The sequence below is a fragment of the Bacillus sp. S4 genome, from assembly GCF_040838205.1.
GTDB lineage: Bacteria > Bacillota > Bacilli > Bacillales > Bacillaceae_G > Bacillus_A > Bacillus_A cereus_U.
In genome coordinates this window covers 1-9,855 of the sequence record NZ_JBFPJI010000121.1, presented here as the reverse complement: position 1 = coordinate 9,855, position 9,855 = coordinate 1, and the positions used below count along the sequence as shown (strand labels likewise).

Below are 9,855 nucleotides of genomic sequence, written 5' to 3'. Positions count from 1 at the left end.
AAATGAAAAAAATGAATGAGTTTATTCAAATGATGATGCAGGATGATGAAAATGAATAATGCGGTTCCTGTTCAATCTTCTAGCACACCAGGTGTTGTTTTAAAAACAAAATTTGTCTTACCAAGTTCGGATGCCTTTCAGAACTATATTGAGTATGTAGATCGGGAAGAAGCAAAAAGTGAAGTGAAGCTGAATCCGAAAATGTTTGAAACGTATCAAGAATACATGGGGAATCCAGAAAAGACATCGGCGCTGTTTACGGAACACGCAAACCGTTTATCAGAAAGTGAGAAAAAAGCCTTAAAGGAAATGTTTAAAACCGCTCACGAAAACGGAAGTATTATGTGGCAAGATGTCATTTCTTTTCATAATCCTTGGCTAGAGGAACAAGGCATTTATGATGCAAAGACAAAGACGTTGGATGAGAAAAAGTTAATGGATGTGACACGGCTTGCGATGAAAGAAATGCAAAAAAGGGAGGGATTAGAAAAAAGTTCTACTTGGTCCGCAGCCATTCATTTTAACACGGATAATATTCATATTCATGTAGCAACTGTTGAACCATTTCCAACGAGAGAACGTGGAAAAAGAAAACCCAAAACATTGGATGCGATGAGGGGAAAAGTCGTAAATAATCTGTTAGATCGTAAGCAGGAACAAAAACAAATTAATGATCTGATTCGAAACAATATGGTGGGAAGTAAAAAAGAGGATTCGGTTTTTGATTGGCGCAATCAACATTTGAAACCATTGTTTTTACAAATCTATAAACAGTTACCAAGTGATAAAAGACAGTGGCAATATAGCTACAATACAATTCAGCCATTGAAGCCGGAAATTGATGAATTAAGCAGGCGATATATTCAACATCATCATAAAAAAGATTACGATCAGTTTCTCCAAAAGTTAGATAAAGAAGTTCAAGTTTTTAAAGAAGCATATGGAGAAGGAAAGTATGATAAGAAGCAATATGAAAACTATAAGACGAATAAAATCAATGACCTGTATAAAAGAATGGGGAACGCTTTTTTACAAGAAATGAAGGCATACGATAAAGAACAAAAGAGAATCCATCATATGAAAAAATCAAAGCCATTTCAAAAATTTCAACAGAATGTATCTATTCAGTATTCCATGAAGAAAGTGGAACGTGCTTTTAAAAGTGAATATGAAAGTTGGAAGAACCAAAAGTATTATGAGCGTATGCAAAAAGAGAGTGCATATCAAAATGAAAGGGGTTATTAAATGAGTACAATTAGAAGACAGGTAACGATGGATCAAGAGACAGAGGATTATATAAAGGATTATATGGAGGCACATGGAATTCGATATACAGGGGAAGCAATGGGAAGAATTTGCAAGGAGCATGAAGCAGCAAAAAGTACAGAATGGTCACTAAATTATATAACGGAAGTGGTATCGAATAACTTACATGATGTGTTAAAAAGTGAGCTAACAAAAATTCGTCTTGGTGCAAATAGTGCGGATCGAAATACACAAGTTTTAATTGAGTTATTAAATGGTTATTTCTTTTTAGAAGGCGTAGACAGCATTATTACGACTGATAAACAGGAGATGGAAAGTGTAAAAATGGCAAAGAAAACTGTGGAAGAACGAATTAGCCATTTAAGACAAAAACGTTTAGATCATGAGGCATCAAAGAACAATGTAACATAAGCTACATTGTTCTTTTTTATAAATAAATAGGAGGTTATTAGGATGTTGTTATTTCATGAAGATATTGCATTAGGAGTTATTAAAGAAATTGGAGAAGGTGAACTCGTTTTACTTGTAAAAGAGGAAGAATTAACAATCAAAATTACAAGAGAACAAGAGGAAGAACTTGCAGTTCATGTTATGAATCAAGAGAATATGTTAGTTCCGATTAACCTAAAAACTCATGCGCTTTTCTTTGATACAACGGAAAGATGGAATGAAGAAGACATGGAGGAATTGCAAAGAGCAAGTGAAAGAGTGGGAGAAGGTCATGAGTAAAAATTATAAGAAAAAGTATCAAACGAAATCACCGGAAGAAAAGAAAGAAGCGGTGCAAGCTTTAACAAAAAAGATGGAAAAAAGCATAGAAGGCTATTTTCGTACACCGGGAGATTTGAAAAATTATTTATCGTTTATGGCAAAATTTTATCACTATTCACCATCTAATATTTCATTAATACAGAGTCAATTCGAGGGAGCCAAGGCAGTTGGTTCCTTTTCTTTTTGGAAAGAAAAGGGGTTTGCGGTTAAGAAGGGTGAGAAAGGAATCCAGATCCTTGTTCCGAACCGAATTATAGCAAAATTTAAAGACAAAGAAGGCACTTGGAAAACAGTAACTAAGGCAAACGAGGAAGAGAAAAAGCAAATTGAATCTAAAAGTGTAGAAGTGAAACCTGGTCGTTTATATTTTGCTGTCGGCCATGTGTTTGACGTGTCTCAAACAAACGCAAAAGCGGAAGATCTACCTCGTATTTTTCCGAATCGATGGCTAGAAGGAAGTGTAAAAGATTACAAGAGTTTGTATAGAGGAATGGAAGCTGTTGCGAAAAAAAACGGTGTGAAAATTATTGCACCAAAAGCAGAACTGGGTGTCGCAAAGGGTGTTAGCTACACCTTAACAAAAGAGGTTGCCTTGAATCCACGGAACAGTGAATTGCAAAATGTAAAAACGTTACTTCATGAATTGGCACATGCCAAACTTCATACAGCAGAAACACATATGAATTACACAGAACCAGAAAAAGAGTTTCAAGCAGAAATGACAGCTTATGCCGTTTCTTCTTATTTCGGAATTGATACAAGTGAATATTCTCTAGGATATTTGGCGAACTGGACACAAGGAAAAGAAATGAAAGATAAAACGAAGTTGTTGAAAGAAGTACATGAAACTTCCATTGAATTCATCGAAACGATTGAAAGTAGTTTGGAAAAAGAAAAACAACAAATAAATGAAAAAGAGGTGGGAAGTATGGCAAAAGGAAATGAAAAACAGGATGAAAAAAATATCTTATTGGTGGAATACATGAGTTTAAGTAACACGACACAAGAACTCGTTTCTGTTAACCATTTAAGAGAACAAGCAGATAAAAATCGAGCGTTTGAGCCTGTAGAAGGTGCAGAAAAATTGAGTGATAAAGAATTTATTGAAGCATTTAACGAGGTGAATCAAGAAAAGTATGCAGCACTAAATCAGAATGAAATTAATCGACCAACTATGCTAGTTCAATGGAGCGACAACGAAATTTTTAAGAATAATCAACTGATCCCATTTGGAGAAGCCAATGAAAAAATGGCTGAAGTCATTTCAAGTATTGAAAAAGCAAGAGAAGAAGCTAAAGAAAGAGGTCAAACCATCCCCTACGATCAAGCTCGTTATCATATTGCCATTCCAAAAGAAGTCGATAGGGATTTTGGAAGAATGGAGCTTGTGAGTATGGATCGTTTCAATATGGGAGATGGGGACTACAAGACACCATATGAACAAGTATTAAACGAGAAAAGGTATCTATCGGATGAAGTAAAACAAGCGTTACGAGATGAGGTGGTGAACCATAGAAATAACAAAGAAATACCTATGGAAAAAGCACAAGAAAATCCATTAGAAAAATCGAAAGAGACACCCAACCATTTAGTTACAATTGAAGTATTAGCAAACGGTATACAAGATGAAGAGCTTGCAAGAATACACATGATGGATGGGGTTACGAAAGATATTAATTATTTGTCTGTATGGAATCAAGATAAAACAGATCGGGACGATTTATATGTTTCCTTAATGGAGAAAAACGGAGAACGAGAAAATGTCTATTTGGATAACATTTTGAAGCCGGATTTATATGAAAAAGTTCAAAGTTCTATTTTTGATGGCAGAGGAAATTTGTCATTTGTCATTCATGAAAAAGATGCAAAAATGAGTCTGGATGAAATCGTAAAAGACGAACGATATGGACTCTTAGTTGATAAAGCGGAGGAACAAAAAGATCATTCGTTTAATGAAAAAGAAGTGGAATTGTATAAAGAAATGAAAAAGGAAGGATATGCACCTATTGCCTCCTTAGATCAACAAATTCAACCTTCAAAAGAACAAGAGTCAACTACATTAGATAAGGATTTAAGCCGGAAATACGAAGCATACAGACGTTCACAATATGAAGAAACACCAGATAATATCGATAGTATTGTCACTCGTGTAAAAGCTGAAGAGCGTTATTATACAACAAAGTATGTTTCGATTGATAATGAGCTGGTAAGCCAGGAACACGTAGTGAAATTAGAAAACCAGGTGGATGAGAAGCTTGGGAAAGAAGGAATAACGGTGAATCAGTCTACAACTTCAAAGGAAATGGATGTAGATAAAAAAATTCAGCCATTGAACGGAAAACAAACGAATCATAAAGAAAAAGACAAGGAGCCAGAGCCTGGTAATGTAGAACAGTCGAAGGCTACAAAGAAATCAAGTAGAAAAAGAGAAACAATGGAAATGGAACGATGAAAAATTTTATAGCAGGAACACCAGATTAAATCATTTTTTGTTACTCAATTGAGATAACGGAGAGTGATTTTTTTATATCTAAAAATGAAAGAGGGTAAAAGTAAAAGTAAAAGCCCTCTTTCTTGTTTATAGAACGAAAGGAGTGAATGTCATGAATGTATGGCTATTTGCGGGCTGTATGTTCCTTGTAGCAGTCTTTTTGAATATGTTGCTATTATTTGGTCACAGAATGATAAAAAAGCGGAAAAACATGAAATGGAAGCGTAAAACTGAAATTATAGATTAATAGGAGGTACTACGTATGGGAAAAACATTATTTATTGCTGAAAAGCCGAAGGTAGCTGTTGAATTATTAAAATCACCTAGATTTAGAAACTCACAAAAGCATCCAGGTAGTAAACCGTATTATGGCTACTATGAAAATGAAAATTACATTATTAGTTGGTGCCGTGGGCATTTATTAGAGTTAAAACATCCAGAAGAGATGGATGAAAGATACAAAGAATTTAAATTTGATCACTTACCCATTATTTTAGAGCCGGAATATAAAGAGAAATCGGATAGTCTCGAACAAATTCAAATATTAGTTAAGCTGTTAAATCGTCCCGATGTAGAACATGTGGTCAACTCCTGTGATGCAGATAGAGAAGGTGAGCTTATCTATCGTGAGATAGTTGAGCATGCAGGTGTGAACAAGCGAGAATCCCGTCTTTTTATCTCTTCCTATGAGGCCGCAGAATTAGAGGGAGCATTGAACCGATTAGAACCAGGAACAGACTATAATGGGCTTGCACAATCCGCTAAAGCAAGGCAATACCTGGATTATATTCTAGGAATTAATGTTACAAGGGGTTGTACATCAAAACTAGCAAGAAACCAATTCTTATTGGCTTCTGGTCGTGTTCAAATGTGTATCTTGAATGAAATTCGTCAAAGGGAAATTGCTATCCAAAACTATAAAGAACAAACCTATTACAATTTAAAGCTACTAACGGAAAACGGTTTATCACCAGTAATGAAAACAGAAGATCAACTGATAGATCCATCGCCACTACAAAGGCTTGGAGATAGCTTGAAAGAAACGAATGTAATCGTAACGGAATTTAAAGAAAGTACGAGAAAAAAGAAACCAAAATTATTATATAACTTAACGGATATCTACAAAGATGCTCACGCTAAGATGAAGATAAATGCAGAAACAGCAAAAAAACATATTCAGAGTTTGTATGAAGAAGGCTTTATCACATATCCTCGTTCTTCATCCAGGCACTTACCTACAGAACAAGTGGAACGAGTGAAAGAAGTAATGGGAGCATTAGAAAAAAGCGCCTATGTAAATCTCGTACAACAAGTAATCCCATCTTCTATTACAAAAAAACACACTACATTTAATGATGAATTAGTCAGTAGTCACTTTGCCATCATCCCAACAACAAAATTATATGTCGGGACCAACCGAAATCCATTAGAAAAACAGTTATATGACTTAATTGTAAAACGATTTATCGGGAATTTTATGAGACCAGCAATCTACCTGGTAAGAGAAGTACATTTTATAGATCAAGAGGGCAACACATACAGTACAAAAGAAAAGATCCTACAAGAGAAAGGGTTTCTAAGTGTGTTTCAAGAGGATATAGAAGAGGGATCAGTTGAAGCATTTCAGATACCTAGTTTACGAGAAGGAGATTCTTTCAGAATCGTTCAGTATGACTTGATTGAGTCTCGAACAAAGAAACCAGCCTTTCATACGGAAAGTTCCATTTTAACCTTTATGGAGACGGCAGGACGTAAATTGGATGATGAACATTTGAAAGAACTTATGAAAGGAAAACGGATTGGGACAGTCGCAACGGAAGAAACGTTTATTCCGAAACTGTTAGAGCGAAGCTATATTGATGTTACCAACAGTCAGATTCGAACCACTAATATTGGTCGTGCGTTTATAGATGCTTTTCCGGTAGATGAAATCAAAAATCCAGCTTATACGGCTGAAATGGAAGGGATGATCTACATGATCGAAAAGAAAGAAATGAAATATGAGGAATTTGTAGAGAAAACAAATACGTTTGTAAAGGATACGGTAGAGCAATTAGGCGCAATGGATGATAAGGTGTCGGATAGTATTATTAATACCTGGAATCAGCAGATTGAGGTGTGCAAATGTCCTTGTAGAAAAGGAAAAATCCTTCATAAAGGTAATTTTTATGGTTGCAGTAATTATCCAGAATGTGAAATCTCCTTACCGAAAAAAATTAAAGAAAAAGCGATTCCGGAAGCGCAAGCGAAAAAGCTGTTTGAAGATAAGAAAACAGATCTTTTAAAAGGATTTAAGTCCAATGAGAAGGAGTTTTCCGCTTATCTAGTGTTACATGAAGGGAAAGTTAAATTTCAGTTCCCAACACAAGAGGGGCTGTCATTTGGTAAATGTCCAAAATGTAAAAAAGGGGATATGCTTCATCGTAAAACATTTTATGGTTGCACGGAGCATAAAAACGGATGTGATTTTATGTTACCAGCCAAGATGAAAGGGAAAGCGATCCCTGGTAATCAGATGAAAAAGCTAATTCAGTATAAAACAACGGATTTTATAAACGGCTTTCAAGGAGAAAAGGGAGAATTTACAGCGGCTATCTATATGGAAGCGGACGGAAGTTTGAAATTCCGTTTTCCAACGACTGAAGATCGTACCATTGGTAAATGTCCATTATGTAAGAGTAGAGTTCTTGTAGGGAAAAGTAACTACTTATGTGAGAAATACAAAAAAGGTTGTGACTTCATTATTTTTGGTACATTCTCTGGTAAAAATCTGAGCAGTAACCATGTGAAAAAGTTATTAGAGAAGAATGTGACAGACCAGATCAAAGGGTTTATCTCAAACAAAAATGGGAAGAAATTTGACGCTCGTTTATCATACAGCGTACAGGAGAAGCGATTAAAATTCTTATTCGGCAAATAAAAATTGAATGCATGTAAAAGAGGACTAGGAAATGGAATAGTCCTCTTTTTTATTTCATTTTATAGAGTAAAGGGGGGATTCCGTAATGGCACATGTCAGTACGGAGGATGCGATGAAAGCAAGAAAAGTTGACTTGATTTCATATCTGGAAGCAAAAGGAGAAACGTTTAAGAAAGAAGGAAACTATTATCGTCATACGGAACATGACAGTCTCATCATTAAAGGGAATCAGTACGCCTGGAATAGTCGAGGGGAAAAAGGTTATGGAGCGATTAGCTTTGCGATGATGTACTATGACATGACATTCCCACAAGCCGTGATGGACATTCAGAAGGGGGACTACAAAGAGTTTGATCGTTCAAAAGCTGAAGAGGAGCGCAAAAAAGAGCAGCAGCCTTTTAGTTATCCAAAACACTTAGAGGTGCCGAAACAAACAGAAATCAAGCAATACTTAATTGATGAGAGAAAAATTGATCCTCGTTTAGTTAACTGGCTGATTAAAAAGGATCTCATCGCCCAGGATAAGAAAAATAACGTGGTGTTCAAATGGAGGGAAGAAGGAGGCAAAGGGCAAGTAATTGGAATGAACCGTCAAGGTACGGTCAAAATGGAGAATAAAAGAGGAAGCTTTAAGCAAATTGTCCCGAATTATGAAAAAATCAATGCCGGTTTTACGGTTGATGTAGGTAAACCGGATAAGATTTATTTTTATGAAGATCCAATCGACATGTTATCTCATTGGAGCATTAAACAAAATAATATCCAAAACGCTCGCCTGGTTTCTATGCATGGATTGAAGTCAAAAACAGTGATTGAATCTTTAATGGATGCGAAAAAAGAAGGGCACGATATTAAAGAGGTCATAATGGCAGTTGATAATGATAAGGCTGGGAAAGACTTCATTCAGACAATGAAATGCTTTGTAGATCTTAAAGAGGATATTCCAAAGAATGAAAAAGAAGATTGGAACGATGTCCGGAAGAAACAAGTGAGTGAGCAACAGGTAAAAGAAACAGCACAACCAAAGAAAATAAAACCAATTAAAGAGGTGGAGAGAAGTGTCTAATCTACCAGAAATGCCAAACATATTACAAATTTTGATGTATGGTTTTATCCTTTATGTTCTTTTTCGTATTTGTAAATTTATGTACCGGAAGATCCAAGAGCGAAGAATATTAAAGCGAATGGCTAAGTCCGGTATTCGCTATATAGACAAAATGGACGGACATCAATTCGAAGTATACCTAAAAGCTCTCTTTCGAGAGTTGGGTTATTCTCCAACAGTCACAAAGCAGTCAAATGATTTCGGAGCGGATCTTGTATTGAAGGGAAAAAATCGTATTGTAATCCAGGCGAAACGATATGGGATGAGAAATAGAGTCGGCATCAGTGCCGTACAGGAGATATATGCAGCACAAGCCTATTATAAAGCACACGAGGGCTGGGTTGTAACAAACAGTGTATATACAAGACAAGCAAAAGAATTAGCGGAAGCTTGTAATGTAAAACTAATAGATCGTGTAGAACTCCAGAAATTGATTAATAAAATCAATCCCGAATATTCGGCTGAAGATGTATATCAAGGGATAACACCTGCAGAACGGAAATGTCCAACATGTAAACATGATTTAGTGGTTCGTGATTCAAATAAAACAGGAAGTAAGTTTTTTGGTTGTTCTCAATATCCCACATGTACACATACAGAACCAATTAATACATGAGCTGTGATGAAAATCCGGCTCTTTTTTCATTTGTTTAAAGAATACCTGAAAAAAATCAATCTAACTAAAAAGTGACTCTTCAGATTTAGTTGTATGGGTTTTTGATGAAGTTATGAATATAATAAGTCGTATTTATTATAAAAACGCATGCAAAGGGAGAAACGGACTTTAAATGCGTTTTTAGGTTTTTTAGGAAAAATAAAAGGGTAGTCATTATTTACGACTTAACCCTTTGTCTACGATCTGACGAATTGCTTCATTTCGATTACTAATCTTGTTATCGTGCCAAAAATCCTCTATTTGTTTTATCTGTTCTTTTGTAAATGAAACTAAATTTTCATGTATAGGGAAAGCTTGTTACAATAGTAAAGAATAACTTGGGTACAATTGATAATGAAATGGGGAAAGATGCTAGATGAAAGCAACCGGAGTGACTAGAAAAGTAGATGATTTAGGGCGTGTGGTAATTCCAAAGGAACTTAGAAATACGCTAGGTATTAAAGAAAAATCACCATTAGAGATCTTTGTTGAAGGTGAAGACATTGTTTTACAGAAGTATCAGCCTGGTGGTGTTTGTGCATTAACAGGAGAGGTGTCAAATCATAACATATCATTAGCAAACGGTAAGATAACATTAAGTCCAGAAGGTGCAGAACTATTAATAAAAGAAGTAGAACAGTACCTTG

The 9,855-nt window shown here is 35.5% G+C and carries 10 protein-coding genes; 9 read left to right on the top strand and 1 reads right to left on the bottom strand.

The window, feature by feature from the left end:
• The first annotated feature begins 51 nt into the window (after window positions 1-51).
• From mobP2 to AB3X48_RS13140, 8 genes are all read left to right on the top strand, one after another.
• Window positions 52-1,245, top strand: coding sequence for a MobP2 family relaxase (mobP2, locus tag AB3X48_RS13175; protein WP_199715734.1), 1,194 nt, complete (start codon window positions 52-54; stop codon window positions 1,243-1,245).
• Window positions 1,246-1,677: a hypothetical protein gene (locus AB3X48_RS13170; RefSeq protein ID WP_016103577.1), complete on the top strand. Its 432-nt coding sequence runs from the start codon at window positions 1,246-1,248 to the stop codon at window positions 1,675-1,677.
• Window positions 1,678-1,719: 42 nt separating this feature from the next.
• Window positions 1,720-1,995, top strand: coding sequence for a hypothetical protein (locus AB3X48_RS13165; RefSeq protein ID WP_016103578.1), 276 nt, complete (start codon window positions 1,720-1,722; stop codon window positions 1,993-1,995).
• Window positions 1,988-4,489, top strand: coding sequence for an LPD25 domain-containing protein (locus AB3X48_RS13160; protein ID WP_246908433.1), 2,502 nt, complete (start codon window positions 1,988-1,990; stop codon window positions 4,487-4,489). The genes AB3X48_RS13165 and AB3X48_RS13160 overlap by 8 nt, the downstream gene beginning before the upstream one ends.
• A 151-nt stretch (window positions 4,490-4,640) precedes the next feature.
• Window positions 4,641-4,775, top strand: coding sequence for a hypothetical protein (locus AB3X48_RS13155; protein WP_002187831.1), 135 nt, complete (start codon window positions 4,641-4,643; stop codon window positions 4,773-4,775).
• Window positions 4,776-4,790: 15 nt separating this feature from the next.
• A complete protein-coding gene (locus AB3X48_RS13150) occupies window positions 4,791-7,448 on the top strand; it encodes a type IA DNA topoisomerase (RefSeq protein ID WP_246908435.1) in 2,658 nt (885 codons plus the stop codon).
• Between the two features lie 85 nt (window positions 7,449-7,533).
• A complete protein-coding gene (locus tag AB3X48_RS13145) occupies window positions 7,534-8,514 on the top strand; it encodes a DUF3991 and TOPRIM domain-containing protein (RefSeq protein WP_199715737.1) in 981 nt (326 codons plus the stop codon).
• On the top strand, window positions 8,507-9,169 hold the full coding sequence (locus AB3X48_RS13140; protein ID WP_016103584.1) for a restriction endonuclease: 663 nt from the start codon (window positions 8,507-8,509) through the stop codon (window positions 9,167-9,169). The genes AB3X48_RS13145 and AB3X48_RS13140 overlap by 8 nt, the downstream gene beginning before the upstream one ends.
• Before the next feature lie 213 nt (window positions 9,170-9,382).
• On the opposite strand, the gene AB3X48_RS13135 is transcribed toward AB3X48_RS13140, so the two are convergent.
• A complete protein-coding gene (locus AB3X48_RS13135) occupies window positions 9,383-9,514 on the bottom strand; it encodes a ribbon-helix-helix domain-containing protein (protein ID WP_215556912.1) in 132 nt (43 codons plus the stop codon).
• Window positions 9,515-9,584: 70 nt separating this feature from the next.
• On the opposite strand from AB3X48_RS13135, the gene AB3X48_RS13130 reads away from it, so the two are divergent.
• On the top strand, window positions 9,585-9,855 hold a 271-nt coding region (locus AB3X48_RS13130; RefSeq protein ID WP_367959659.1), incomplete at its 3' end, for an AbrB/MazE/SpoVT family DNA-binding domain-containing protein.